General features: G+C 36.3%; 22 protein-coding genes. 20 read left to right on the plus strand and 2 right to left on the minus strand.

Annotation, left to right across the window (positions count from 1 at the left end; translation table 11 throughout):
• Positions 1-148: 148 nt before the first annotated feature.
• A complete protein-coding gene (locus AC27E9_RS03935; RefSeq protein WP_487127454.1) occupies positions 149-778 on the minus strand; it encodes a 5-formyltetrahydrofolate cyclo-ligase in 630 nt (209 codons plus the stop codon).
• Between the two features lie 190 nt (positions 779-968).
• Positions 969-2,411 (minus strand): peptide MFS transporter, encoded by a 1,443-nt coding sequence (locus AC27E9_RS03940; protein WP_487127456.1) that lies wholly within the window; start codon positions 2,409-2,411, stop codon positions 969-971.
• 368 nt (positions 2,412-2,779) lie between these two features.
• Here AC27E9_RS03940 and AC27E9_RS03945 point away from each other — a divergent pair, with 368 nt between their 5' ends.
• The 20 genes from AC27E9_RS03945 (at position 2,780) to AC27E9_RS04040 (ending at position 26,188) form a co-directional block, all read left to right on the plus strand.
• Positions 2,780-5,494: an SLBB domain-containing protein gene (locus AC27E9_RS03945; protein ID WP_487127458.1), complete on the plus strand. Its 2,715-nt coding sequence runs from the start codon at positions 2,780-2,782 to the stop codon at positions 5,492-5,494.
• 55 nt (positions 5,495-5,549) lie between these two features.
• Complete coding sequence (gene tviB, locus AC27E9_RS03950) at positions 5,550-6,830, plus strand: Vi polysaccharide biosynthesis UDP-N-acetylglucosamine C-6 dehydrogenase TviB (RefSeq protein WP_487127460.1); 1,281 nt, start codon at positions 5,550-5,552, stop codon at positions 6,828-6,830.
• A 46-nt stretch (positions 6,831-6,876) separates the two neighbouring features.
• On the plus strand, positions 6,877-7,926 hold the full coding sequence (locus AC27E9_RS03955) for an NAD-dependent epimerase/dehydratase family protein (RefSeq protein WP_487127462.1): 1,050 nt from the start codon (positions 6,877-6,879) through the stop codon (positions 7,924-7,926).
• A 119-nt stretch (positions 7,927-8,045) separates the two neighbouring features.
• Entirely contained in the window at positions 8,046-9,137 is a 1,092-nt protein-coding gene (locus AC27E9_RS03960) for a Wzz/FepE/Etk N-terminal domain-containing protein (protein WP_487127464.1), read from the plus strand.
• A gap of 12 nt (positions 9,138-9,149) precedes the next feature.
• Positions 9,150-10,205 carry a UDP-N-acetylglucosamine--undecaprenyl-phosphate N-acetylglucosaminephosphotransferase gene (gene wecA, locus AC27E9_RS03965; protein WP_487127466.1) on the plus strand — a complete coding sequence of 352 codons (1,056 nt, stop codon included), beginning with the start codon at positions 9,150-9,152 and terminating at the stop codon, positions 10,203-10,205.
• Between the two features lie 210 nt (positions 10,206-10,415).
• The gene (gspG, locus tag AC27E9_RS03970) at positions 10,416-10,820 is read left to right on the plus strand and encodes a type II secretion system major pseudopilin GspG (RefSeq protein ID WP_487127467.1); all 405 of its coding nucleotides are present in this window, start codon (positions 10,416-10,418) and stop codon (positions 10,818-10,820) included.
• Positions 10,820-12,481 carry a GspE/PulE family protein gene (locus AC27E9_RS03975; protein WP_487127469.1) on the plus strand — a complete coding sequence of 554 codons (1,662 nt, stop codon included), beginning with the start codon at positions 10,820-10,822 and terminating at the stop codon, positions 12,479-12,481. Before gspG ends, AC27E9_RS03975 begins: the two co-directional genes overlap by 1 nt.
• Complete coding sequence (locus AC27E9_RS03980) at positions 12,481-13,683, plus strand: type II secretion system F family protein (protein ID WP_487127471.1); 1,203 nt, start codon at positions 12,481-12,483, stop codon at positions 13,681-13,683. The genes AC27E9_RS03975 and AC27E9_RS03980 overlap by 1 nt, the downstream gene beginning before the upstream one ends.
• A gap of 1 nt (position 13,684) precedes the next feature.
• Positions 13,685-14,110, plus strand: coding sequence for a pilus assembly FimT family protein (locus AC27E9_RS03985; RefSeq protein WP_487127472.1), 426 nt, complete (start codon positions 13,685-13,687; stop codon positions 14,108-14,110).
• 1 nt (position 14,111) lies between these two features.
• Positions 14,112-14,552, plus strand: coding sequence for a type IV pilus modification PilV family protein (locus AC27E9_RS03990; protein ID WP_487127474.1), 441 nt, complete (start codon positions 14,112-14,114; stop codon positions 14,550-14,552).
• Positions 14,549-15,238 carry a prepilin-type N-terminal cleavage/methylation domain-containing protein gene (locus AC27E9_RS03995; protein ID WP_487127476.1) on the plus strand — a complete coding sequence of 230 codons (690 nt, stop codon included), beginning with the start codon at positions 14,549-14,551 and terminating at the stop codon, positions 15,236-15,238. The genes AC27E9_RS03990 and AC27E9_RS03995 overlap by 4 nt, the downstream gene beginning before the upstream one ends.
• A gap of 5 nt (positions 15,239-15,243) precedes the next feature.
• Positions 15,244-16,155: a hypothetical protein gene (locus AC27E9_RS04000; protein ID WP_487127478.1), complete on the plus strand. Its 912-nt coding sequence runs from the start codon at positions 15,244-15,246 to the stop codon at positions 16,153-16,155.
• A gap of 94 nt (positions 16,156-16,249) precedes the next feature.
• The gene (locus tag AC27E9_RS04005) at positions 16,250-17,500 is read left to right on the plus strand and encodes a hypothetical protein (RefSeq protein WP_487127480.1); all 1,251 of its coding nucleotides are present in this window, start codon (positions 16,250-16,252) and stop codon (positions 17,498-17,500) included.
• A 7-nt stretch (positions 17,501-17,507) separates the two neighbouring features.
• Positions 17,508-18,077, plus strand: coding sequence for a hypothetical protein (locus AC27E9_RS04010; RefSeq protein WP_487127482.1), 570 nt, complete (start codon positions 17,508-17,510; stop codon positions 18,075-18,077).
• Positions 18,078-18,638 carry a hypothetical protein gene (locus AC27E9_RS04015; RefSeq protein ID WP_487127484.1) on the plus strand — a complete coding sequence of 187 codons (561 nt, stop codon included), beginning with the start codon at positions 18,078-18,080 and terminating at the stop codon, positions 18,636-18,638. It begins immediately after the preceding gene.
• A gap of 8 nt (positions 18,639-18,646) precedes the next feature.
• Positions 18,647-20,722 carry a secretin N-terminal domain-containing protein gene (locus AC27E9_RS04020; RefSeq protein ID WP_487127486.1) on the plus strand — a complete coding sequence of 692 codons (2,076 nt, stop codon included), beginning with the start codon at positions 18,647-18,649 and terminating at the stop codon, positions 20,720-20,722.
• Between the two features lie 386 nt (positions 20,723-21,108).
• Positions 21,109-22,431: a hypothetical protein gene (locus AC27E9_RS04025; RefSeq protein WP_487127488.1), complete on the plus strand. Its 1,323-nt coding sequence runs from the start codon at positions 21,109-21,111 to the stop codon at positions 22,429-22,431.
• A gap of 213 nt (positions 22,432-22,644) precedes the next feature.
• Positions 22,645-23,940 carry a flippase gene (locus AC27E9_RS04030; RefSeq protein WP_487127489.1) on the plus strand — a complete coding sequence of 432 codons (1,296 nt, stop codon included), beginning with the start codon at positions 22,645-22,647 and terminating at the stop codon, positions 23,938-23,940.
• An 11-nt stretch (positions 23,941-23,951) separates the two neighbouring features.
• On the plus strand, positions 23,952-25,028 hold the full coding sequence (locus AC27E9_RS04035) for a nitroreductase family protein (RefSeq protein ID WP_487127491.1): 1,077 nt from the start codon (positions 23,952-23,954) through the stop codon (positions 25,026-25,028).
• Positions 25,025-26,188, plus strand: a complete 1,164-nt coding sequence (locus tag AC27E9_RS04040; protein WP_487127493.1) for a polysaccharide pyruvyl transferase family protein — start codon at positions 25,025-25,027, stop codon at positions 26,186-26,188. The genes AC27E9_RS04035 and AC27E9_RS04040 overlap by 4 nt, the downstream gene beginning before the upstream one ends.
• Positions 26,189-26,197: the final 9 nt, after the last annotated feature.

The raw sequence follows: 26,197 nt of genomic DNA on the forward strand, positions 1-26,197 counted from the left end.
TAGTAGTCGTTGAGAGCAGTAAAAGTTTAGTACTGATAATTACAGAGCTAATATAGCCAATTCTGCGATTGGCTATGGCGTATTATAGCAACAGCGCTTAAATGATGTCATAGCAAATTGATGCATTGTGTCAGTTGCTTGTGTGCCGCTAAATATTTTCTCTAAAGAATTGATAGTGTTTTTGGGGGGTAATTACTTCTGGTAGAGGAACGTCCCAGTTTTCCGATGGTAAATTAGTTACATGTTGGCAATTGTGAGCAAGACCAATAGGGTAAGGTTTTGCGCTTTTATCCAAACGAAAATTCCTTTGCCATATACTCAAAGTTCGGTCGTAAAACCCTCCGCCCATTCCTAAACGGTTTCCTGTGCTGTCAAAGGCGACTAATGGTGTACAGATTAGGTCGAGTTGTTCAGGGATAATAACGGATGACAGATTTAATTTGGGCTCAGCAATCCCGTATTTATTGGCAACTAAAGGCGTTTGTTTGGTGTAATGGAGGAATAGCAAATGACCTTTGCTAAAAGGATGTAGCACTGGCAGGTAAATATTCTTACCTTGTTGCCAACACCAGTTGATTAATGTTTGAGTATCGAGCTCACCGTCATTAGTTAAATATAGGGCGATATTCTTAGCTTGCTGTATTTTGGGGGCGTTAATAAAATGAGTTAATAATTGAGTCGCTGCTTGACTTTGTTGCGCTGATGACAAGTCGAGTCGTTGTTGACGAATTTCTTTACGTATTTCGCCTCTATTTAAAGATGTGATATCAAATGACATTTATATATTTCCGGTTAGGAGCGAAGAATTAACATATTAAGCATTAAGTTGCTGATAGCAAGTTATGAGTAAATTAAGTTATAGGTAACAATTATGTAGTTTGTAAGATAAAAAAACGGGTAATAACATTCGTTATTACCCGTTAGGTAGGCTTAAAATAGCTGCTAAGTTGATATTAACCTAATCGCTATTATTGTTTTTCAGAAATTGCTTCGTGAGTACCAGTAACAGCCATTTCTTCTTCAATTTTACCTTCAAGGTCATGAGAGTCATCACCTTCAGCACCGTGCATCCACTCAACTAGCTTGTTTGATGCTAGGAAAATAATTACTGCGGTAATTAATGCACCTAAGCCAACACCTAAAAAGATATTACCAGCGTTAGCTACTTGCTCTTCACCTTCACCAACAAACTGACCAATGAATGCTGCTAACTTGTTTGATAAAGCAGTAAAGAAGAACCAAACACCCATTAGTAATGAGGTGAATTTAACTGGTGCTAATTTTGATACTAAAGATAAACCAATTGGTGATAAACATAATTCACCTAAAGTGTGGAAAAGGTAAGCAAATACTAGGAATAACATGCTTACTTTAATAGTAACATCGCCACCTTGAACTATAGTTGCCCATAGCATTACAAAGAAACCCAACGCTAAAAATACCATCGCTAAGGCAAATTTTACAGGTGATGTTGGCTCTTTAGAGCCCATTTTTACCCAAACCGAAGCGATAACCGGCGCAAGCATAATGATGAACATAGCATTTAATGATTGGAACCAAGTTGCCGGTACTTCAAAGCCCATAATGTTACGGTCAGTAAATTGTGATGCGTAAATGTTGAATAGACCGCCTGCTTGCTCGAAGCCTGCCCAGAAGATAACTGAGAATACACTCATGATTAAGATAACTTTTGTACGATCTTTTTCTTCTTTTGTTAGTGCGCGTGCTTTCAGTTCTTCTTTCGCTTCACTAACTTTTTTCGCCGATGGTGTAACACCAATATCGCCTAAGTAGCTTTTTGCTAGCGTTAATTGTAGTGCTAAGCCGATTAACATACCGCAACCTGCTGCAATGAAACCGTAGTGCCAGTTAACTTCTTCGCCTAAGTAGCCAACAATTAATGGTGATAAAAATGCACCTAAGTTGATACCCATGTAGAATATAGTGAATGCTGCATCACGACGGTGATCGCCATCTTCATATAATTCACCAACAAGGCTAGATACGTTAGCTTTAAATAAGCCATTACCACAACAAATTAAAAACAAGCCGATATAGAAAACAGTTTCTTCCATTCCGACGATCATTGATTTAGGAATACCTAAGGTGAAATAACCTGCCGAGAATAAAATACCACCATAAATAATGGCTTTTCGTTGGCCGATAAAGTTATCTGCTAACCAACCACCAATCATAGGCGTTAAATAAACAGCCATGGTAAATGTACCATAAAGACCTAGTGCTTCGCCTGTTGTCCAGCCAAAACCACCGTCTTCAACTGCTGCTACCAAATAAAGTACTAGTAGGGCGCGCATGCCGTAGTAGCCGAATCGTTCCCACATTTCTGTACCGAAAAGGAGGAAGAGCCCTTTCGGATGTCCGAGTAATGTGCCTGCTGCTGGTTTAGTCATTTAAAATTCCTTAAATAGATGCTCGAAGTCATAATTATTATTATTGATTGCATACATTCATCACTAAATGCATAAATTTGTCGAGCAATATTGTATAAAGTTGCTTAGTCAGCCCGTTTTATACCTTTGCTAGCCTCGAAAGGCAAGTCCGAGCAGGTAATCTCTATTGAATGTGCGAGCAATTGCTTACTTTTTGTTATTTTCGCTCATGATTTTACAAATTAGTAAAAATTAAAATTGTAAATTAAAAGTTGCTTTAATCGCCACCAAGTTACTGATAAACTCCTTGCTGTTTAAGCTTTGCCATAATTTTATTTTAGATTTAGGCAGCAAGTAAGTATCGTATATATAGGAAGAAATACGCGCAAATGATTAACTTTATTCGTTCTCTAGCGACTATCCTCATTTTTGGTGCCTGTTCATTTTCAGCACTGTCAGCTCAAATAAGTCAGCAACAAATTGAGCAATTTAAAAATCTTCCACAATCCCAACAACAGGCATTAGCAAAAAGTATGGGCGTTGATTTGAATGAAGTTATGGGGGAGATTTCGAAATCCGAAAAGCAAGATAGGCTATTTAGTACGCCGATTGTATCAAGAGCAGAAGGTTCTAATATCGATTTATCTCAAGAGGATGAGCCTCCTTTGTTTGAAGAGGATGAACAACTTTTTAAACCACTTGAGAGGTTTGGTATTGATGTCTTCTCTAATTCACCTACAACCTTTGCTCCAACTATGGATATTGCTATTCCTGAACATTATATTTTAGGTGTCGGTGATCAACTATCCATACAAATATATGGAAAAGAAAATTCTGATTATATACTCCCGATTACACGTGAAGGAACAGTGCTAATACCAAACGTAGGACCAGTAAAAATAGCAGGCTTAGCTTTTGGTGAAATGAAAAAATTCCTTGCAGAGCGTATCCAACAGCGCATTATTGGCGTTAATGCTGTTGTGAGTTTAGCTGAATTACGTTCAATGCGAATATTTGTACTCGGTGATGCGTATAAGCCAGGGCCATATACCTTAAGCTCATTATCTTCTGTAACTCACGCCATTTTTGCAGCTGGTGGTATTAGCGATATTGGTTCGTTACGTAACATTGAAGTAAAACGTGCAGGTAAATTAATCCAAAAAGTTGATTTATATGAGTTACTAATAAATGGTGATTCATCAAATGATATCCTTTTAAAGTCTGGTGATGTAGTTTTTATTCCAACACAAGGTGAAACCGTTTCGATACTCGGCGAAGTAAGAAGGCCAGCGATATATGAATTGGTAGACGGGGACGATTATAGTCGTGTATTAGATATGGCGGGAGGCTTGTTACCTTCTGCTTTTCCGCAGTCTACGTTAGTTGAGCGCTATAATTCTCGTAACCTACGTAATGTCCTAAATATAGATTTATCATTAAAATATAATCGCAAGAAATTAGTGAAAAACGGCGATTATATAAGAATCTTGAAGAGCTCTGAACGTTACGAAGATGCTCTTACTATTGTCGGTGCTGTTAGTCGCCCAGGAAAGTATCAATGGCATGAAAATATTCGAATTTCTGATGTATTACCTAATGTCGATACTCACCTTTTACCACACGCAGATTTAAGCTATGGCTTGATTGTTCGTGAGCGTGGTAGAGCAAAAAACATTGAAATACTGCAATTTAGTTTGGCGGAAATTATTGAAAATCCAATGGGAAGCAATGATTTATTATTAGCTGCAAATGATACGCTACTTATTTTCTCTAATGTATTGAGGGGTGCTGATGAAAAGCTGACATTAGATGAATTGGCCTATACCCAAGAGCAGCTTTTTGCGAAGGAGCGAGAAGAGGCTAAGAAGTCGTATAATCAAAAGTCGTTTTGGGATAAGTACAACGCTAGCTCATCAACGCAAAATATTGATGGTGATCTAGAAGAAGCTGACGAAATAGCTAGCAAATCAATTACATCAATAATAAATGAGAAATTAGATGAAGAGCTGGATTATAGAGATACAGCATTATTCTCTAGGCAGAGGTTGTTGGCTCCAGTTATTCGATTATTACGCCAACAGGGAACATCAGGGAAGCCTATTAGTTTAGTTGAATTGGATGGGCAAGTTAAATTTCCGGGAGTTTATCCTCTACCTGTCAACGCGAAATTAAGAGATTTAATCATTGCAGCTGGTGGCGTGAATGAGTCAGCATATTTAGCAAGAGCTGAAATTACTAGAAATATTATAAACGCTGATGGTGCGCTAAAGGAGTCGCTTGCTGTTAATTTGGAGCTAGCGTTAACTGGTGATAAAAGTGAAAATATATCTTTACGGAGTAAGGATCGAATAAATGTCCATAAAATCCCTGCGTGGAGTGAGAATTATACCGTTGAACTGAAAGGGGAATTTGTATTTCCCGGAAAGTATACTATTCGCCGTGGAGAGTCACTTAAAGATTTAATATCTAAAGCCGGAGGTTTAACAAAGTATGCATATCCTGCAGGCTCTATTTTTACTCGTGAAAAATTACGTAAACTTGAGCGAAATAATATAATAAAACTGGCAAGTGATTTGCGTATAGAGATGGCATCTAAAGCTCTGACTGAACAGGACTCATCTATCTCATACGATGATGCAAATAAGCTATTAGAAGATATAACAAAATTGGATCCCGTTGGGCGTTTGGTGATTGAGCTGGAATCTATAATCTCCAAAACAGGGCAAGATGTGGTTTTGGAAAGTGGTGATGTTCTTTATGTTCCAACACAGAATGATTCAATTAACGTAATAGGGCAAGTTCAAGTTAGTTCTTCTCATATGTATGATTCATCAATGACTACTAGTGAATATATAATGAGAAGTGGTGGTGTAAAAAAACGAGCTGATGTTGAACGCATCTATGTTATTTCTGCAAATGGTGCAATTAAGATGCTTGAAGATAATAATTGGTTTGCAAGCTCAATTGGCGATTCTCTCAAGCCTGGTGATACAATTGTGGTACCACTTGACTCTGAATATATGAATGATTTAACACTTTGGTCGACCGCTACACAAATTATTTACAATGCTGCTGTAGCTGTGGCGGCGATTAATGGCATTTAGAGCTCATTATAAAATTTAAAATAAAAATAACGCGAGTAAATTAAAGGGATAAAACATGATACGTGATTTGAATGATGCAAATATCGCCATTATAGGTCTGGGATATGTTGGTTTACCTCTTGCAGTAGAGTTTGGCAAGAAGTATCAGACGTTAGGTTTTGATATTAGCCAAATACGTATTAATGAATTAAAAGCTGGAAGTGATAGCACGTTAGAGGTAAGTGATGAAGAGTTGGCTGCAACGACCAATTTGACATATTCTTGTGATATTGAAGAACTATCGAATTCGAATGTCTATATTGTTACAGTTCCGACTCCAATTGATAAACATAAGCAACCAGATTTAACACCTTTAATTAAAGCTAGTGAGATGTTAGGTAAAGTCGTTAATAAAGGTGACATTATAGTTTACGAATCTACTGTCTACCCAGGTGCAACAGAGGAAGCATGCATTCCTGTTGTAGAACATGTATCAGGCTTAGTGTTTAATGAAGATTTTTTTGCGGGATATTCGCCTGAGAGGATTAATCCAGGTGATAAAGAACATCGTGTAACTAATATCTTAAAAGTTACGTCAGGTTCTACTCCAGAAATTGCCAGTATTATCGATGAACTATACCTTTCAATCATTGTTGCTGGTACTTATAAAGCAAGCTCCATTAAAGTTGCAGAGGCGGCGAAAGTCATCGAAAACACGCAACGCGATGTTAATATTGCTTTAATTAATGAATTATCTATTATATTTAATAAACTTAATATTGATACGTTAGAAGTTCTAGAAGCTGCTGGTACTAAATGGAACTTTTTGCCATTTCGACCTGGGCTGGTTGGTGGTCATTGTATTGGAGTTGATCCATATTATTTAACGCATAAAGCCCAATCTGTTGGTTATCATCCAGAAATGATATTAGCGGGTCGCCGTTTGAATGATGGAATGGGCGCTTATGTTGTCTCGCAACTTGTGAAAAATATGCTACATCAGCGTATCCAAGTTGAAGGTGCGAATGTTTTAGTAATGGGATTGACTTTTAAAGAAAATTGTCCGGACTTACGAAACACCAAAATTATCGATGTAGTAAGTGAATTAAAAGAATACAATATGAATGTTGATATTACTGATCCTTGGTGTTCTAGTGAAGAGGCTGAGCACGAATATGGTTTGAGTTTAATATCTAAGCCTCAATTAGATAGTTATGATGCAATTATTTTAGCTGTTTCACATAAAGAATTTAAAGCATTAGGCGTTGAACAAATCCGAGCGTTAGGCAAAGCAAATCATGTTCTTTATGATTTGAAATATGTGCTGCCGAAAGACGCTGTAGATATGCGTTTATAGTCAAAATATTGTTAGTTATTTTTAAATTTAATTTAATGGATGAAAGATGTCTCGTTACGATGAAGTAAAAGAAGAGTTAGTTAAGTCACCTAAAACTTGGCTTGTTACAGGTGTCGCAGGTTTTATTGGTTCTAATTTGCTAGAGACACTACTTCAGCTCAACCAGAAAGTAGTAGGCTTAGACAACTTTGCTACGGGTCATCAGAGAAACCTGGACGAGGTGAAATCAGAAGTATCGATAGAACAATGGCAAAATTTTAGTTTTATTAAGGGGGATATTCGAAATTTTGATGATTGTCAACAAGCACTAAGTAAGAAGTGTAGTGGAAATATAGATTATGTGCTGCATCAAGCAGCGTTAGGGTCAGTCCCCCGCTCTATTGCCGATCCAATATTAACTAATTCGGCCAACATTACCGGTTTTGTTAATATGCTTACTGCCGCTAAAGATGCTGAGGTTAAGTCGTTTGTGTACGCTGCATCTAGCTCAACTTACGGTGATCACCCTGCTTTACCTAAAGTAGAAGCCAATATTGGTAAACCATTGTCACCTTATGCTGTTACTAAATATGTTAATGAGCTTTATGCAGATGTATTTCAAAAAACTTACGGATTAAATTCAACAGGTTTACGCTACTTTAACGTTTTTGGTAAGCGCCAAGATCCAAGTGGTGCATACGCTGCAGTTATTCCTAAATGGGTAGCAGCAATGATTGAAAACCAAGATTTGTTTATTAATGGCGACGGAGAAACTAGCCGAGATTTTTGTTTTGTAGAAAATGCTGTGCAAGCGAATATTTTAGCTGCAGTTGCAAGCGATAAAGGCAAAAACCAAGTTTACAATATTGCCCTTGGTGATAGGACGTCGCTTAATGATCTTTTTTCAATTTTAGTTGCTGCATTATCAAATAATGATGTTTTTTATGCTAAAGAGCCAGTTTACAGAGAGTTTAGGGCTGGGGATGTAGTGCATTCTCAAGCTGATATTTCAAAAGCACAAGGTTTGTTAGGGTACCAACCTGAATATCGTATTCGTGATGGCGTTGATTTAGCAATGCCCTGGTATGCAAGTAACGTTTCAAGCCTTAAGGAATAAGCTTTACAGGGGGGTTGTTAGTCATTTATAATTACGTGCTGTTTTAAATTTATTTTTTAATGTAATAAATTGAGGCAGGGCGGAGTTGTTGATTAATTGATTAATATAGAAGTGTAAAAGTGAAAAATAACATAAAAGAAGATCCAGTATCTCCTTCAGTGCCTAAGGAAAGGCCGCAGGGTAGCGTTAAGGAGCTTGTTACTCCGGATAGCATATTCGCAAAAGATAGATATAATTCTGAAATCCATTTAGCTGAATTGTTAAATGTAATATGGGCTAGAAAACTGTCTATCCTCATAGTTGTTTTTGTTTTTACTCTAATGTCCTTTGTTTACGCAGTCTCTCTTCCTAATACATATAAAGCGTCTTCTGTTCTTGTACCTGCAACTAATGAGAGTGCTCCCGGAGGCTTGGCTAATTTAGCAGGACAATTTGGTGGTCTAGCTAGCATTGCTGGTATTAATATTGGTGGAAATGGAATTGACAAAACTACTATAGCTTTGGAAGTCATTAAATCACGTTTTTTTATTGAAAACTTTATTTCTAAATACGAATTACTTGTACCTCTTCTAGCTGTTAATGGCTGGGATATGAAAACCAATACTTTGATGTATAACGAAGATATTTATTTAATAGATAGCAATAAATGGGTTCGCGAAAGTAATGGAGAGTCTAAACCATCAGCTTGGGATGCATATAGGGCGTTTTCAAAGCTATTAACGGTTTCACAGGAAAAAAGTACGTCAATTGTAACTATTGAGCTAACTTATTACTCCCCAATTATTGCAAGAGAGTGGCTAACTTTGTTGATCACTGAAATTAATAACTACACTCGAATGCAAGATGAGGTTGAAGCTAAGAACTCAATTAAATATCTAGAATCACAGTTAGCGAATATTAAGTTATCTAATATGGAAGCTGTTTTTTATCAGCTAATTGAAGAGCAAACAAAAAATATTATGCTTACTAAAGTTAATGCGCAATATGTACTTAAAACAATCGAACCACCACAAGTTCCTGGCGAGAAAGAAAGTCCTAAGAGAGCCTTACTTGTACTATTAGGAAGTATTTTAGGTGGAATGCTGTCAGTTTTATGGTTGTTAACACGATACATGCTAAATAGAAATAATACTTCAAAGAATAATTTCCTAGTGCCCGAAAGTGAATTATCTGACATTAATGTCAAATCACCTAACCAGAATTCACTATAGAGGTAGTCAAAAATGATTCTTGCCGTAATCTCTTCATTTTGTTTTGCATTAATATCTATCAAGTTATTTAAGCCCTTAGCTGTTGATGTTGGCTTAGTTGATAAGCCTAATGCACGAAAGCACCATGACGGCCAAATTCCTCTTATTGGAGGTATCTCTATTTTTGCAGCCGTACTTGCTGCAAGTTTATTATGGTTGCCCAATACGCTGGAGCTAAGAATGTATTTAATAGCATCGGCTATGATGGTATTTATTGGCGCTCTCGACGATAAATATGATCTCCGCGTTCGAATTCGTATAGTTGGACAAATTATAATTGCTAGCTTAATGATATATGGCGTTGGTGGTTATATTGCGAACCTCGGTAATCTATTCGGCTTTGGTGATGTTAATCTAGGGCCATTTGGGATTATTTTTACATATGTTGCCATAATTGTAGTAATTAATGCTTATAACATGGTTGATGGCATCGATGGCTTAGTTGGTAGTTTAAGCCTAAATACTTTTACTTCAGTTGCATTACTGTTTCTCATGAGTGGTAATAGCAATTATTTAAGTTACCCTTTAATATTGGCAACCGCGACGTTACCTTATCTCATTTTTAATTTGGGGTTCTTTAAAAAACATACAAAAAAAATATTCATGGGTGATGCTGGTAGTATGTTTATTGGTTTAAGTGTTATCTGGCTTTTGACCATGGGAACACAAGGGGAAAGTGCTTCATTTCGTCCTGTTACAGCACTTTGGATATGTGCTGTACCTTTAATGGATATGCTTGCAATTGTAATACGACGCCATAGGAAGGGAAAATCGCCATTTAAACCCGATAGGGATCACCTTCACCACATATTAATGCGTATTGGATTTAATGATAAGCAAGCATTAATTATCATTAGTTTATTAGCTGCTATTATGTCTTTTGTTGGATTGTTAGGTGAAGTATATTTAGTCCCAGAATCTATAATGTTACTACTTTTTATTGCTTCTTTTCTTTTATATTCTTATATAATTAAGTACATAAATTCAATATCAACCTTTATTAAATATTTGTTTAAAAAAGTTAGATAAACGAATAAAGAAAATTGTTAATGAATGCGGATAGTACTTAGTAACGTTCGCTTACTAAGTTTATCTTTTCTTGAACGTTATAATTGCTATCCTACCGTTTGCTAAGTGAAATAAATACTTTAACGTCCATAAAACATAATGATATCTAGTGTTCATAAAGCTAACTTGATGCTATTGTGTTTGAAATTTTTAACTGAATTTAGAGGTACCATGAAGCTAAATCAAAAAGCAACTGGCTTTACGCTTATCGAATTACTTATTGTGATTGTTATTTTAGGACTATTAATGTCTTTAGTTGCGCCGAAAATGTTCTCAAAAGTGGGGTCATCAAAACAAAAAACTGCAATTGCTCAAATGCAAATGTTACAAACATCCCTTGATACATATCGTTTAGACATAGGAGATTATCCAACTTCCCTTATAGAATTACGACAGTCTACTCTTGATAATTGGGATGGCCCATATATTTCTAAAAATGTACCAAATGACCCATGGGGTAATCCATATTTGTATCAGTCACCAGGCCCGAATGGGGAAGCTTTTCTTTTAAAGAGCTTCGGTAAAGATGGGCAAGCTGGTGGTAAAGATGAAAGCGAAGATTTGGTATATCAATAATGTTGCAAATAGAAGAGGTCCTTGCAAGATTTGATGTTACTAATGAAGACATTGAAAAGGCAAAGGCATATCAAAGTAAATTTGGTGGTTCGCTAGAAAGATTACTTGTCAATATGGGAAGTGTCTCCGAGGATAATCTCCCGCAGATATATAGTCAATTACTTAACGTTCCTGTATTAGAAGAACATGATATTGAACAATGGACTAAGCCAACCGACCTGTTTGATTTAAACTTTGATTTTCTCATATCTAGAGGGTGGATACCTTTCTCCTTTGAATCAGGACAATGGTGTTTTGCAACGCTTTCCCCCTTAAATTGGGAGGTGCTTCAATATTTGCAAAATACTGGAGTCCTTTACTATTATCGAATTGTTAATGACGCTGGCTATGAGCGACTATTGCTTGACACGACGAGTCATAGCGAGAACATGTCACAAGATTTAAATTTATTATCTGATGTCGAAGAAGATAAATTACGTGAATTAGCTAGCGAAGCACCAACAGTAAACTTATTAAATTCTTTAATATCGAGAGCTTTAAAACAAGGTGCTTCTGATATGCATTTAGAGCCTCATAAAGATCGATATAGGGTGCGTTTTAGAGTTGATGGCGTTTTGCATGAAGTTGAACAGTTACCTTCACGCTTACAGTTACCTGTTATTTCTCGGTTAAAAATCCTAGCTGACATGGATATAGCAGAAAAAAGGCGGCCGCAAGACGGTAAAATTGAAATGAAAATATCTAATACCGCGTTAGATATCCGAGTTTCAGCTTTGCCTTTGAATACCGGTGAAAGCATGGTGCTACGCTTTTTACGCAAAGATGCTGTTAGTTATGATATGAGTGTTTTAGGTGTTTCGCTAGATATAGAAAAGAAAATAAAAGAAGATTTAAAAAACACTGCTGGTGTTGTTTTGTTGACTGGCCCAACTGGAAGCGGAAAAACAACTACATTATATACGTTCTTAAATGAATTGAACGATGATGATGTAAAAATTATCACATTAGAAGACCCCGTCGAATATCAATTAGCAGGTGTGAATCAGGTACAGGTAAAACCAGACATCGGGTTTGATTTTAGCTCTGGACTACGGAGTATTGTCAGACAAGATCCGGATATTATAATGATTGGTGAAATTCGAGATCAAGAGACTGCTCGGATAGCGATGCAATCTGCTTTAACAGGTCACCTCGTATTTAGTACTGTACATACAAATGACGCTCCAAGTGCCTACACTCGACTTTTAGATTTAGGGGTTGAAGAGTTTTTATTAAATGCTGCACTAGTTGCAATAATTGCACAAAGGTTAGCTAGAAAGATATGCGAACATTGCGCCACACCAGTAATCAATAGCCAAGAACTAATTGAAAAATATGATTTAGATCGTATAGCAAGTCTTGGTGGTATTACGGAAATAAATTTACTTGACGCAAAAGGCTGTGAAGAATGCTCAGGTGCAGGATACAAAGGGCGAATGGCAGTTATCGAATATTTACGTTCCGATAGTAATATACGTTCAATACCAAAAAATGAAGAGTTTATTGAAAAGGCAAAAGAATATAATCACAGTATTGGGAATAGAACTTTATTAGAAGACGGCTTGGTAAAAGCTATGCAAGGCTTAACAACGATAGATGAAATTATAAGAGTTTGTGGGTAATGACAACTTTTAACTATCAAGCATATGATAATAATGGTGGTCAGGTTGACGGAAAAGTCGATGCTGACACGCGTGAGCAAGCAACAGCGCATTTGCAAAGTCAAGAACTCATGATTATTTCACTGCAAGAAGTAAATTTAAAATCAACAGGAACATTGTTTGAAAATAAGAATATTAGTCTAGAAGATTTAGAGTTTATTACGTCTGAGCTATCTATTTTATTAAAAAATGGAGTGAAAATTGATAGAAGTTTAGAGATTTTAAAACGCAATAAATCTAAAGGGGCGACTGCAACTCTGTTACATGACTTACACACATCGATCAAACAAGGGTATGTTCTTTCAGAGGCTATGGCAGAACATCCAAGTGTTTTTGACAAACTTTATTTAAACTTAGTTAAGTTAGGGGAGGCTAGCGGAAATTTATCAAACGTATTTGATAAATTATCGGCAGACCTTAAGTTTAAAAGTGAATTAAAACGCAAGATAATTCAATCACTAACTTATCCTCTTGTTATATTAACTGTATGTATATTATGTATTTTATTCATATTTAATTACATAGTGCCTCAAATGAGTGGACTATTTGATGGCTTACCAGAATTGCCTATTTATACAGAAGTTTTGCTTACGGTTAGTCGCTGGATGCAAAACTATCAGTGGTTTTTATTTATTGGCATCGCCATGTCAATTGTTGGTTTGATTACTGCTTTGAAAAACCCTCGAAGTAAAAGAGCACTAGATGAATATATGTTGAAGCTACCGCTTTTAAAAAAAGCGTTACTTGTTATCGAGCGAATTCGCTTTAATTCAGCTTTAACAATGATGCTCGATGCCGGGATATCAATAGATAAAGCTTTAGAGCTTTCCGCGGGGAGTGTTAAAAATCGCCACATTCGTCAGGGGTTATTGGCTGCAAAAGAGCAAATTAAGAAAGGGGCAGGATTAACCGAGTCATTAAGTAGAAGCCCTATATATCCAGATTTTTTTCTTTCGCTACTTGAAGTGGGAGAAGAGAGTGGTCAGTTATCATCTATTTTCGAAGAGATTTCGGTTCGCTCACGTAGTGAATTCGAAAGCTGGGCTGATAAGATGACCTCTATACTAGAGCCATTACTAATACTAACAATGGGCGGTATTGTAGGTAGTGTCGTTGTTACGATGCTTTTAAGTATTATCTCTGTAAATGACCTCGGGTTCTAGCGTGAATAGAGCAAAGATAAATGGTGTTACATTGATTGAGCTATTAGTCGTGATCACAATCATGATGACCATGCTTTCGATTGGAGCACCATTAGCTTTAAACATGGTAAACAAAGCTGAAGCGCAAAATGAATATTTAGCATTTTGTTCAGTTCTACGGCGGACGGGTATTAAAGCATTCGTTGAAGGAAGTGAATTTACGGTTTCTCTAAAAAATGGGAATTTAAAAGTAACTAAAGTATCGAGATCGATTTTTCTCAGAGATGTTAAAAGTCAGGTACAGTTCGAAGAAAATTATAAGTACTTAACCTTCAGTGACAGCGTTGTTAATTTTAATAGAACCGGGATTGTCGACAGAAAAAGCATTGAACTAAAGCAGGCAGGTAGGCCGCGAAAAGTTGAACTTGCTAAATTATTAGAGTCCTAATATGAATTGGCAATTTAAAACACAATTTACCATAAAAACGAGCAAGGGGTTTACGCTAATAGAAGTATTAGTTGCCTCATTTATATTGTTTTTGGTTATTGCCTCGATGACTTTAATTTATCGTGGTGCAATATTATCTAGTGCAAAAGCAGAGAACGTACTAAAAGTTTCAGCATTAGTCGAGACTATTACAGAACGAGTTCGACTTGACATTCGCAAGTCTAATGAAGTCGAAGATAAAAGTGGGGATGGAATTTTAGGGGGCGTAAGTTATTCATGGAATGCAATAATTTTAGATCAATCAACAGGGCCCGAACAAATTAATATTGGAGATGATAGCACTGATTTTAAACGTAAAAAATTCTTTCTTTGGCATATTACTTTAAACTTAAAGTTAGGAAGTACCAATCGAGAGTATCAATATAGAGAACTTAGTTGGTGAGAAACTCCCAAGGGTTCACTTTAGTAGAAATGTTAGTTTCTATGGTTTTATTGACTATGGTATTACTTATTGCATCCTCTGCTTATTCAATGTTCAGCGAACGATGGCATGGAAGATTAGGTCACTTCAATGATACGGTTGCAAATGCGAGAAGTTTGATATTGGTACAAGAATCATTGAATAGCATTGTACCTTACGTTGTTCTTAATGAAAATGAACAGCCTAAAATGTACTTTGAAGGTAATCGTAATGGCTTTGTTGCGGTTACAGTACGCTCAATATTCTCGCCACGCTTACCAGCAGTGATGCGTTTACAAGTAGTGCAAAATGAAGATTTCACTTACAGGCTTATTTATCAAGAAGCGGTAATGGAAAATCAGTTATTAACACAAGTAAGGCAAGCATTAATATTTAGTGAACCTGTCGTTTTATACGATAAAATCCCTCAAATTGAATTCCAATATTTTGGCTGGGAATCTGCAAATGATAAAGCACAGTTTCTGAGTGGAACATTGTTAGCAGATAAACAAAAGTCATGGTTTTCGAATTATAACAGCCTTGATAGAACCCTTCAGCCAGAGCAAATCCGCGTGAGTTTTACTAGTCAGCGACGTGATATTGAGCTTAACGTTAAACTAAGTGATCCAGTTCCCAATATTTTAGCTAGTTACTCCGTTAAAGAGTAGTTACTATGATTCGATGCTTTAAATTAAGATCCCCTAGAAAAACACAACAAGGAATTGCTTTAATTCAGGTTTTACTTATTAGCGCAATAATAAGTATATTAGCAATACGTTTTAGCTTAACCGCTCGAGAGCAAATTGAAACGGCCGAGGCATTTGAGGATCGAGTTAATGCTAAATTACTGGTCGAAAGTACATTAAGCCAATTATTATACAACTTAATCACGCTAAATTTAACAGATGAGAATGCTGCACCGAGTGGTAGCAGTGAAGGATGGAATTTCTATGGTAAACCGTTTCTTATTTCGAATAATGATAATATTTCTGTGGTAGCTGCGATACAAGCACATAATGGATTATTATCCCAATATCATGTTAATACACCTTTTTGGAAGCAAGCGTTATCTAAGATGGGTGAAGCTAAACCTGAAAGCCTGATTGGAAAAATGCAAGATTGGCAAGATATAGACAAAGATTCATGGGTAATCGGAAACCCTGAGCCAACAGAGCTAACGAATTCTCAACCGTATAGAAATATGCCAATCCAATTACATCAAGAAATTGATTGGCTGATGATAGATAATCCTGAGTACTTAAGTGCGATTAAAGAAGTGAGTACATCGCATGCTGTTGTTGGCTTAAATTTATTGTATTCACCTGACTCATTGTTTAGGTTAATATTTGACAATGAATTGGCTGATAATTTAATTCAGATGCGTAAGGCTAAACAACTTACAAATACAGATATTATGGCTCAGTTGAAAGGAAATTATGATACTGAATACGTATCTTTGGTTATAGGCACTAAATTCCGGCTGAAAGTAGAAGTCATTATAGGAGAAGTGCAATTGTCTAAAACTCTTGAAGTACAAGTAGAGCCGCGGAAAATTGAACCATTGCTGATTTTTGCGCGCTATTAGCTTTAGAAATCGGTATTCCTTTTAAAGATAGTCAGTGTGTGTATAATTCTACGCTGATATAACTCCTTATAACCAGACTAAAAGAATAGCTATCTTGGAATCTACAGATATTATTGAAAAAAATACACCGGATGAACTCGACATGCATGGGAATACAAATAAATTAAGCTACTTTCTAGAAAGGGCTATTGCATCGAAAGGGGGGTATTTATCTGATAGCTTATATGAGATCTATGCTGGTAACGGGCGCAACTTTCAACTTCAGTCTGCTAAAGCTAATGATCCAACCAAATTGATGTGGTTGATTTTGGGGCGGGAACATTACTTTGAGGCATCGAAAGAGTATCCAATATCTAACAAGCGAGATTTGAAAAAAGCGCTGACTTTTGAAAGAAATCGTGCACCATACGATGGAGTTATGCTTCAGCACATTGAGCGGTTAAATGAAAATAGCCACAGAGTTACAATTTGGGTTATTGATCCTAAAGTTTTTAATTTACTAACATTTCAACCAACGCTCATTCTTCCTGAGTCATTTGTTTTGTCAAATGCGCTGAATACCAATATTAAACAGGCTACTATTAGTTTTAAAAGTAAAGAGTTATTTATTGTTCCTACCGCGCTTGGCTTATTCTCAGGAATTAAATCATCATTCATACCAACAATTGATATGTTTTCGTTATCTGCAGGAGTTTCTGTTGATGTAGATGAGTCTGAAAAGTATATAGGTGCCTCAGAGCAATTTTCTGAACTGCTTTATAAAGGAATGAAAGCGCTTAAATTGAGTCAGCTGCAAGATTTTTTTGTGCCAAGAAAGAAAATAGAATGGAAGTTTTATCCATGGAAGTCGGCTGGTTTAGTCGCTGCCTTAGTTTTTAGCTTATATTGTTTATTAACTAGCTTTTGGCTGATTTTCCGGGAACATACCCTTGAGCAACAAATAGAAACTCAAGCACAAGACGTAAATTATGCTTTGCAAGTACAGAAAAACTTTAATAAACAAGTTGAATTGCAAAATCAGCTCTCATTAGCACTTCAAGATCAGATAGCGTACTGGGATGTTTGGCCAATACTTTTAGCGTGTATAAATGAAGGAGCAGTTATTTCTTCTGTCCAATACAAAAACCAGCAAATTACGTTACAAGGCACGGTAAATAAATCGGTAAAAGCAACTGATATTTTAGCTATGTTAAGTAAGAATATAAAAGTAGATTCACCTTTCTTCTCTAAGCCAGTTAGGCAGTCACGCGGCAAAGAGTTATTTGCAATTAGCTTTACCTTTGCCAAGTTCGAAGTCGCAAGAGAAATTAACTCTAATGACAATGTAAACGTAGATGCTAGGTAGGGATAAAATGCAAGTTCAAAATAATTATAAAAGATTTTATCCGATACTCATTCTTTTGCTAATAGCGCGTTTTATTATTGTGCCGTTATTTGAATGGCAAGCAGATAAAATAGAGAAGATATCTAATGCAGAAAAGCGGTGGATTAAAGCAGAGCAAGTAATTGCAAGGCAGCAGAGTATTGAAGAAAACCTATTAATGCTAACGGCTCAGAACCAAACCTTGGAGTCTCTCTATTTTCGTAATGACTCGATAAATAATTTCAAGTTACAACGCCAACAACAGATCGAAGAGCTGTTTAAGCAACAAAATATAAAAATAAAAAACTTTAACTGGGTAGCTGAAATTCCAGGGTATATAACTCAAGAAAGGGCAAGCATATCTTTTGAAGGGAACCTAAAAGATTTGGTGCTACTACAGTTGGCCATAGCACAATTACCTCAGCTGTTAACGGTAGGGCAATGGGCTTTTAATATAAAAAATATGAACAAGAACTCATTAGGTTTTGTGACCGGGAATATTTTATTAACATCATATAATATTTTGCCGGAAGTATCGCTGAAGAATAAAGGCGTTTAAATGTTTAAAAGTATTCGTGAATTTAATTCGTTACCTGCTAAACAAAGTATACCGTTTTGGGCAATCGCTATATTGTTAGTGATCTTTGATGTTGTTACTCGATTAAATGTAACTAATGATAGTCATGAACAATCATGGCAGAATAAACATATTGATAAGAAGGTTGAGGTTAAATTAACGGAAGAGCGAGCAAGTGATATTATTGCTGAAATTACCCGCTATGATGAATTGAAAACTGAAGTTGTAAAACTGGCTGATAAACTTATGAGCGATGCCGAGCAGAGAGCTCAAAGGGGCAATCTTTCACAGTTATATTCAGGAGATTTTCGATTTAGATTATTGGGGGTTTTTAAGCAAAATGCTGCATTCGCCGTAATTGAAAAAGAAAACCTTCTAACGCAAACTAAAAATACAATTAGAATGAAAAACCTTGGCTTTTTAAATAATTATCAAGTCATTGATATTAGTGCTAATCGTGTATTACTCACTAATGAAGAGAATATGCAGGTTACGCTTAATTTATATAAGACCAATAAATTAGAAATGAAGAAAGGTAAGTAGAATTCAATATGAAAATAGTCGCTAATAAAATTACCCCCGTACTATTATCACTGACAATGTTAGGTTGTTCGTCAACAGCAGATAATGACAGTGAAACGGCAAGTAAAGATAGCTACAAAGTATCTTCTTCTTATTTATCTGAAAATTCTGCTGAAGTTATTTCAAAAAGTGATGCTGTAACTATCGCTAATAGCGAGCAGAATACTAAAGCTGAAATGCTAGATTTACAGCCGTTGCAACGAGAAAATATCAATGTTAGGCAAGCTGAACAGTTGTCTGTTGCGTTTTCAGATACGCCATCATTAACACTTTCTGTCGACAAAATGCCGCTTCAAAGTTTTCTACACTATGCCTTTGGAGAGTTACTTAAAATTAATTATATTCTTGATAAAGGTGTTGCGGAGAATGAAAAAGATATTACGTTAAATATTCAAGAAGAAATAAGTGAGCGCCGTTTAATGCAGCTTACTATGGGGTTGCTGCAATCACATGGGTTGTCGTTACAATTTAACGATGACTTATACTTTATTCATAAAGTAGCAAAAAATAAAAAAGGCCAAAATGTTGTAACGGCAGTAGGTAGAGAACTTAACTCTGTGCCTAATACTTCCCAAGAAATATTACAAATAGTTCCTTTAAAGTTTGGTGTTAAAATTAGTATTGAAAGAGCGTTAAAGACACTTGTTGGAGTGAAAATAACTACTGACGCTGATCAAAGTGCATTATTTTTACAAGGAAAACGAGAGAACATATTAAGATCGCTAGAGTTTATCCAGTTACTTGATGCACCTGCAAATAGAGGCAAGAATATCGGCTTAATTTCACTAACCTATATTGGGAGTGATGAATTCACTAAGCAGATAAAAGCATTATTAGAGAATGAAGGTGTTCCTGTCGCTGTTAATCAGGCCGCAGGTAAAAACTTAGTATTGGTTCCAATTGAACAAGTTGGTGCTATTGCCGTTTTTGCTGCAGATAAAACAATGCTTAATCGTGTACGATATTGGGCGAAAATTATAGATAAACCGCTGCAAAGTCTGTCAAAGCAGTATTTTATGTATCATCCTCAATATGCTCGAGCATCGGATTTAGGTGAAAGTTTATCTGCTTTATTCGGTGGAAGAAACTCATTAACAAGCGATAAAAGTAATTCAAGCACTAAAAATAATACCACAGGAGCTGCCCCTTCTAGCAAGAGAACAACCGGTGTAACTAATGAAAATTTAACACTGGTTGTGGATGAAAGAGCTAACGCCATTATTTTTTATACCTCCGGAAATGAATATCAAGCATTACTACCACTTATTCATAAGCTTGACGTTTTACCAAGACAGGTTTTATTAGACATCACCATCGCCGAGGTTACTTTAACGGATGAATTTAAGCATGGCGTTGAATGGGCGCTAAACAGCGGTGATGTTGCACTCAGTACTAAAGATGCTTTTAATGTAACAGGTATCGGTGGTTTTAGTCTTGCTTTGAAAGGAACCGATGGCGAGTTAAACGCAAATTTTTTGAATGAAAATAGCTTAGTTAAAGTACTGTCTAACCCGACGTTATTGGTGCGTGATGGAGTTGCCGCTAATATTAATGTTGGCTCTGACATTTCAGTTGTGGGGCAAACAACTACTAACCCTCTTGACCCAACAGCGGGAAATACTACGGCAAACGAGTATCGTAAAACGGGTGTAGATATTAGTGTAACTCCATCAATTAACGCTCGCGGCATCGTAATAATGGAAGTTAGCCAAAGCATCTCTAATACCGTTACTGACTCATCAGGTGCTAGTGGAAATCCAGATATTTTTGAACGTTCACTTAAAACAGAAGTAGTCGCGCAAAGTGGGCAAACAATTATTCTCGGTGGCCTTATCAGTGAAAATATCAATCAAAACGACAAAAAAACACCTTGGATAGCCGATGTGCCTGTACTTGGGGAGTTATTTAAGTCTACCGGTGATAGTAATATTAGAACAGAGTTAGTCATGCTGATAACACCTAAAGTAATAGATAGAACTGATCAATGGCAAGAGCTAACTGATTCATTTAAACAAAAAATGGAATATATCAGCCTAGAGGAATAGTAAAATAGTGATTAACCATTAGCTTATAAATATAGATGTATGAGCTAACTATAATCACTATCTGTGATATTTAAGGAAGATATATTATTAGGTTTGATGCATATACTTTTCTTTTTTTGCAAGTTTAGTATGATTTTTACTCAAAGTTGTTGAAATAACGCTTTTTAATCAAGTTTTTTGTAAAAATAGTTGTTGACAGTATTATTTTTGTTGATTAAATTAGCTTTTGATTCAGTGTGGTTATTGCTGTATTAGTACTACTAGTTTGTCTTGCTAATCGGTGTTAGAATGCTGCAGTCTTTTAACGTTAAATAAAAAAATATATGATTTATTGTTTAACACATGAAAAAACAATAAATCATTTTCATGAAAATTAAGGATTTAAAATGTTTAAAAAAACGCTTCTTGCAGCAAGTATTGCCGCTTTATCGACTGGTGCTTTTGCTGTTGATGTAACTTCTACAGCTTTAGAACATTCAAACGAAGGTGTTCAAACTGCTACTACTATTGCTGCAGCTGCGGCAACAGCAACTTTAAAAGCAGAATATAAAGTTGATGATTTAATTACATTTACTTTTAGTCAAGATTTTGATGACGCATTTGTTGCAACTACGACTATCAATGCTGTACTTGTTGGTGCTGGTGCTGGCGATGAAATGGTTCTAGGTAAGTTAAGTCAAACTTCGAACACAGCTACATACCGTGTAACTAACTTAGTTCTAGGTAATGGCGCAACTACAACTGTAGATGCTACAGTTGCAATTGAAGCTGTAGACTTTGACGGTGCTGCATTACGTGCTGCTGGCTCTGCAAGCGTAACTTGGGCTGCTACACTTTCTAATGGTACTACTCCATTAGACGAAGCAACAGGTGGCGACAGTGCAACTGCTACTATCGTTGAATTAGTTGACCAATACGCTACATCTGTGACTACAGATTTTGACGGTGTTATTGATGTTGAAGACAACCGTGAAACTTTTGAAGGTGCAGTAACTGCTGATGTTGTAACTGTTGCTTTAGTTGATACGGCTCCAGCTGATATTGGCGCATCATTAAATACTGTAACTTACACTGTTAACGGTAGCTTCTCTTTCTTAGATACTGATGCAGATACAGATGGTATTCAATTAGGTACTAACACTGTAGCGGCTTCTGTAGGTTCTGTTGATTCAGTTGAAGCTGATAAAATTGTTGTTAGCCACAATGCTGCAGTGCCAGTAACTCTTACTATTACTAATGTTGAAGCTGGTGAATTACCAACTCAATCATTCTCTGTTGATTCTGTTGTAAATTACGATGATAACGATGCTGAAACTCATGATTCTGCATCAGTAAACAGCGCAGCTGGTTCTTGGACTATCAACGGTTCAGAAGTAACATTCCCATATGCTCCAGTTGGCTACTCTCACATTGTAACTCAATTTGAAATTGCTAACTCAGGCGCTCAAAACGGCGATGTTTTACTAACAGCTTTTGATACTGCTGGTAACACTTATTCAGCTACTCTTCCTTTCCAAGCTGAAGCTGGTAAGTTAACTAAGATTGGTTTTGATGATGTTACAACTGCATTTGGTTTAACTGCAGGTACTAAGCTTAGCCTTACAATCACAACTACAGCTCCAGCTGGCGACATTAAGATTACTGGTTACAGTAACTTAAACAACGCTGGTCGTATGGCGCTATTAAGTGATGCATACGAAGGTATGTAATTTATAATTACTTAACTGTAATTGTATAATGAAAAAACGGCCTTAGGGCCGTTTTTTTTTATCTGGACTATAAGAGAGTATATCTATTAAATACAATAGGCCTACTTTTTATAGGCAATGATTAATATTAATTAATGACGATTTCTACCGAGTTTTTATTGCTTAGATAAGTCGTTTACGGTTTAATACGTCTTTTTAATAATATGGAATGTTGTGAAAGTATCGTCAGCCGTAGGAAGCTCAGTTTGGCTAATTAGTGAGAAAATTGTTTCAATGTCGTTAACTTTATTAACAACATTGATATTAGCACGACAACTTGGTCCCGATTTATTTGGCCAGCTTAATTACCTTATTGCTATTGTCACCCTTATTGCTCCACTTTCTGCCATGGGCTTAAACGCCATTGTTACTCGAGAGTTAGTTAGATTCCCTGATGATAGCAATAAAATTTTAGGTACAGCATTAGGTATTCGAATAATTGTAGCTGTTTTAGTTTCCTCCATAACCTGGCTTTTATCTCCTTATTTCATCTCTGATGAAATGCAATTTGCTTTCTCAATTTTAATTATTGCTAATATCTTTACTGCTTTGCTTATATTTGACTATTGGTTACAAGCGCATGTAGCAAACCGCTACGCAGTAAAGGCTCGGTTAGGTTCCTTACTGGTATTGACTATCGCTCGTTTAGTTGCCGTTTATTATGATGCTTCCTTGTCTATATTTGTTTACTTGGCTGCGATAGAAATAGCTGTGACAGGTTTAGCTTTTTTATTGGTATATATTGTTCGCGGACATGGAATAAAACAGCTTAACTTTTGTTCAAAAAAGGCGTTGTTGTTAGTAAAGCAATCATGGTGGTTAATGCTATCAGGTATTGCCGCTATTATTTATTTAAAGATTGATCAAGTTATGCTCGGGCAGTTAAGTACGAACGAAGAGGTTGGTGTTTATGCCGTAGCATCTCGCTTATCCGAGGTCTGGTATTTCTTCCCTTTAGCAATTGTTAGCTCTTTTTTTCCTAAGCTTTTAAATACCAAAAAAGTTGGAAAACAGGAATACGTAAATAGTTTGCAAAAGCTAAATGACTTCTTATTTAGTGTTGCTTTTGCGATTGCAATAATCGTCTTTTTTATAGGTAAGCCTATTATCAGCATATTATTTGGGGATAGTTACCAAGCATCTTCAACTGTGCTAATCATACACATATGGGCTGGCATATTTATTTTTATGCGTGCGTTGTTAAGTAAGTGGTTATTGGCTGAAAATCTATTACGCTTTTCATTGGTTACGCAGTTAGTCGGGGCGCTATTGAATATTATTATTAATTATACACTAATTCCTTCTTACGGTGCGGTTGGTGCTGCTATCGCAACTGTGTTAAGCTACGCCGCTGCCTCCTATGTTGCATTATTTTTACATCCTAAAACATGGCCGATGGCAAAAATAATGAGTATTTCTCTCTTGTTACCTTTACGTATAGCGATTAAAGGTCGATCTCTTTATAAATAATTGGAGTAATAATGCGAGCATTATTAAAACGCTTTATTTCAGCTGAACAAGTTGAAAAAGTGAAAATGTTAATCGAAAGGATAAATCGAACCATTTTACCTTTCTTCGTTAAAAGTCGTTTTTTGTCTTCTGTCTATTATTGTTTTTTTAGCCGTCGTTTTTCTCGTGAACATCAGTCGGTATTATTAGGCCGAATAACATATTTCAAAAATTCTGCATCGCCGGAAAACTCCAGTGTATTATTAAGGCGTAATATTCATCGTTTAGAAAAGGGTCTTATAATGCGACCCCAGCGAGAGGTTTTTGCTGAGGGGTATATTAGTGAAACAGTTGCACAGTTTGTAAAATGCTATTTAGCAAAGGTTCTTAATACAGAAGAAGAAAAGTGGGCAAAAGAAGTTTTACAAAAGTACTTTACGCTTGTTGGCGAGTCAAAGGTAATTGATGCGGCCAAAGAAAAATTTCTTAAATCACTGACTGAAATGGATGGAAAAAAAGTCGAGTTTAATTCTGTGCCTTATGCTCATAAGGATATAGTAAACTCTGATATTAATTTTCAGCAATTTAAACAATTATGTGTGCAACGTAGATCAGTTCGTTGGTTCCAAGACAAACCAGTTCCTCGAGAGCTAATTGAAAATGCGCTGTCTGCAGCAACGCTTGCGCCAAGCGCTTGTAATCGCCAGCCTTTTGAGTTTTATTTGTTTAACGACCCTGTTGAAGCGAGAAAAATAGGCGCTATTCCAATGGGAACGGCCGGTTTTTCACAAAACTTTCAATCTGTCATGGTTTTAGTTGGCGATTTAGCCGCTTATCCGTATGAACGTGATCGTCACGTGATTTATATTGACGGTTCACTAGCAGCGATGCAGTTTATGTTGGCACTAGAAACGCAGGGCTTAAGTTCATGCGTTATTAATTGGCCTGATATTGAAATACTTGAGAAAAAAATGTCGAAAGCACTAGGTTTAAGTGCGAACCAACGACCATTGATGGTTATTTCATTAGGCTATGCTGATCCTGATGGTAAAATACCCTTCTCTCAAAAGAAAAGTCCGGCGGAACTAATTAAAGAGGTAAAATTGTGATAATTGAATTAAAAGGTGTTGAGTTTGAAAATAAAGGCGCCGAACTTATGCTGCAGGGAATATTACAGCGAATAGAGCAGTATTGGCCTGAAGCTGAAATAGCGTTAACTCCAGGTTCAAAGGCACCATACAAATTAAGAGCTTCGATAGGCGCTTGGCAAAAGCTATCTCTACGTAAATCATATTTAGATTTGAATTTTTTAGCAAAATATATTCCGAATGTTATCCGAGGTAAGTTGAAAGGCTGGGGAGTTGTCACGGAAGCAGATATTGATGTAATTGTAGATGCATCTGGTTTTTCATACTCTGATCAATGGGGATCTGATTTACGTGTTCGTCACGCAGCATCTGAAGCTAAACGATTAAAAAGTAAGGGTGGTGCGTACGTATTTATGCCGCAAGCAATGGGGCCGTTTGAACAGGAAAGCACTCAAAATTTGATTAAAAATGGTTTCCCAAACGCCTCTTTAGTTTGTGCGAGAGATGATGACACTTATCAGCACTTGAAGAATGCAAGTGGTGGTTTTCCCTCGCTACGACAATATAAAGACTTTACTAACGCTATAACTGGCATAGTACCTGATTACTTTAATAATGGTGATAAAAAGCTCTGTTTAATTCCTAATAAAAATATGGTTAACCCGCGAAATAAAAACAGTAAATGGTTAAACTCATATGTTAATACATTTGTAACGTACGCACGCTTAGCAGAAGAACGCGGTCTGACTCCATTTTTGCTCAATCATGAAGGTGATGAAGACGGGCAAGTGATTGCTGAAATCATTTCAAAGCTTGGCAAACCACTTGAGGTATTAAAAGAAGAAAATCCGTTAATGGTTAAGGGCATTATTCAATCTTCGCGTGTTTCTGTATGCTCGCGTTACCATGGATGTATAAGTGCGTTATCTTCAGGGAAATCCTGTATTGGAACGTCTTGGAGTCATAAATATGAGCGATTATATGAAGAATATAATGCCGAACAATTGCTTATTGCACCTGAGGCGACCGACGATCAATTAGCAAGCGTACTAGATATTGCGCTTGACGATGATTCGGATGTTTCAAAAAAAATAAAAACTAATGCGAAAGAGTTTAAGAATGAAACAGAGCAACTTTGGTTGGATGTAAAATCAATTATTGATCCGATCGCTAAGAAGTAACTTATAAAA

Source organism: Colwellia meonggei (assembly GCF_057537295.1).

Coding starts and splice junctions, on each gene's coding strand:
- AC27E9_RS03935 (WP_487127454.1), bottom strand. CDS start 778: ATGTCATTTGATATCACATCTTTAAATAGAGGCGAAATACGTAAAGAA.
- AC27E9_RS03940 (WP_487127456.1), bottom strand. CDS start 2,411: ATGACTAAACCAGCAGCAGGCACATTACTCGGACATCCGAAAGGGCTC.
- AC27E9_RS03945 (WP_487127458.1), top strand. CDS start 2,780: ATGATTAACTTTATTCGTTCTCTAGCGACTATCCTCATTTTTGGTGCC.
- tviB (WP_487127460.1), top strand. CDS start 5,550: ATGATACGTGATTTGAATGATGCAAATATCGCCATTATAGGTCTGGGA.
- AC27E9_RS03955 (WP_487127462.1), top strand. CDS start 6,877: ATGTCTCGTTACGATGAAGTAAAAGAAGAGTTAGTTAAGTCACCTAAA.
- wecA (WP_487127466.1), top strand. CDS start 9,150: ATGATTCTTGCCGTAATCTCTTCATTTTGTTTTGCATTAATATCTATC.
- gspG (WP_487127467.1), top strand. CDS start 10,416: ATGAAGCTAAATCAAAAAGCAACTGGCTTTACGCTTATCGAATTACTT.
- AC27E9_RS03975 (WP_487127469.1), top strand. CDS start 10,820: ATGTTGCAAATAGAAGAGGTCCTTGCAAGATTTGATGTTACTAATGAA.
- AC27E9_RS03980 (WP_487127471.1), top strand. CDS start 12,481: ATGACAACTTTTAACTATCAAGCATATGATAATAATGGTGGTCAGGTT.
- AC27E9_RS03990 (WP_487127474.1), top strand. CDS start 14,112: ATGAATTGGCAATTTAAAACACAATTTACCATAAAAACGAGCAAGGGG.
- AC27E9_RS04000 (WP_487127478.1), top strand. CDS start 15,244: ATGATTCGATGCTTTAAATTAAGATCCCCTAGAAAAACACAACAAGGA.
- AC27E9_RS04010 (WP_487127482.1), top strand. CDS start 17,508: ATGCAAGTTCAAAATAATTATAAAAGATTTTATCCGATACTCATTCTT.
- AC27E9_RS04015 (WP_487127484.1), top strand. CDS start 18,078: ATGTTTAAAAGTATTCGTGAATTTAATTCGTTACCTGCTAAACAAAGT.
- AC27E9_RS04020 (WP_487127486.1), top strand. CDS start 18,647: ATGAAAATAGTCGCTAATAAAATTACCCCCGTACTATTATCACTGACA.
- AC27E9_RS04025 (WP_487127488.1), top strand. CDS start 21,109: ATGTTTAAAAAAACGCTTCTTGCAGCAAGTATTGCCGCTTTATCGACT.
- AC27E9_RS04035 (WP_487127491.1), top strand. CDS start 23,952: ATGCGAGCATTATTAAAACGCTTTATTTCAGCTGAACAAGTTGAAAAA.